Annotated in this window: 2 protein-coding genes; both read right to left on the bottom strand. The window is 69.9% G+C overall.

Going from position 1 to position 1241, the window contains the following annotated elements:
• Positions 1–795: AAA family ATPase (locus tag B8460_RS07040; RefSeq protein WP_048860874.1), on the bottom strand; the 795-nt coding region annotated here is incomplete at its 3' end.
• Positions 796–823: 28 nt separating this feature from the next.
• The coding region (locus B8460_RS07035; protein ID WP_048860873.1) for a DsbA family protein at positions 824–1241 on the bottom strand (418 nt) is incomplete at its 5' end.

The raw sequence follows: 1241 nt of genomic DNA, 5'->3' as shown, positions 1-1241 counted from the left end.
GGCCTCGGCCTCCGCCACGGCGGCCTGCGCCGCGGCGTGCGCCGCGTCCGCCTGTGTCCGCGCGGCTTCGGCGCGGGCGCGCTGGATCGACAGCAATTCCGCCTCGGCGTCGCGGATCGCGCCGGAGATGTTGCGATAGCGGCTGGCCTGCCGCGCCTGCCGCTTCAGGCCGGTGAGCTGGCCTTCGAGCTGGCCGCGCAGATCCTCGGCGCGGGCGAGGTTAGTCTCGGCGGCGCGCAGCTTGAGTTCCGCCTCGTGGCGGCGGGCGTGCAGCCCGGTGATGCCGGCCGCTTCCTCCAGGATCATCCGCCGCTGCTCGGGCCGGGCGTTGACCACGGCGCCCACGCGGCCCTGCCCGACCATCGCCGAGGACTGCGCCCCGCTGGCGAGGTCGGCGAACAGCGTCTGCACGTCGCGCGCCCGCACCTCGCGCCCGTTGACGCGATAGGTGCTGCCGGAGCCGCGCTCGATCCGGCGGCTGATCTCCAGTTCCGGCTGCGTGTCGTGCGGCGGCGGGGCGATGCCCTCCGCCTCCTCCAGCGACAGCGTCACCTCGGCGATGTTGCGCGACGGGCGGTTCTGCGTGCCGGCGAAGATGACGTCATCCATCTCGCCGCCGCGCAGGCTGCGCGCCGAGGTCTCGCCCATCGCCCAGCGCAGCGCGTCCACGACGTTGGACTTGCCGCACCCGTTCGGCCCGACGATGCCGGTCAGCCCCGGCATGATCTCCAGCGACACCGGTTCGGCGAAGCTCTTGAACCCGGCGATGCGCAGGCGGGCGAAGCGTGCGGGCAAGGTGTCTCCCTTCCGGTCGTGGCGCGGTTCAGCCGGTGGCGGCCACCAGCTTGTCGAAGGCGTCGTAGCTCATCTCGCCCGCCGCCTTGCGGCCGTTGATGATGAAGGTCGGAGTCGAGTCGATCTGATACTTCGCCTCGTTCTCGGCCTGCTGCTGGATCATCCAGTTGCGGAAGGCCTTGTCCGCGAGGGTGGCGTCGAACGTCGCCCGGTCCATCCCGGCCAGGGCGGCACGCTTGAACAACTCCTCGGTCACGTTCGCTTCCCGGTTGAAGGCCCAGTTATACTGGCTTGCAAACAGGGACAAAATAAAGGGTTCATATCGTTCGGCCGGCAGCGCGCGCGCCAGCATGGCGGCGTTCAGCGCGAGCTGATCGAGCGGATAGTCCCCAAACACATAGCGAACCTTGCCGGTCACGATCAGGTCGGTCTGGATCTTCGGAAAG

This window comes from Acidisphaera rubrifaciens HS-AP3, from assembly GCF_000964365.1.
GTDB lineage: Bacteria > Pseudomonadota > Alphaproteobacteria > Acetobacterales > Acetobacteraceae > Acidisphaera > Acidisphaera rubrifaciens.
The sequence above is the reverse complement of the archived record's forward strand: the minus strand, read 5'-3'. Positions and strand labels throughout refer to the sequence as shown.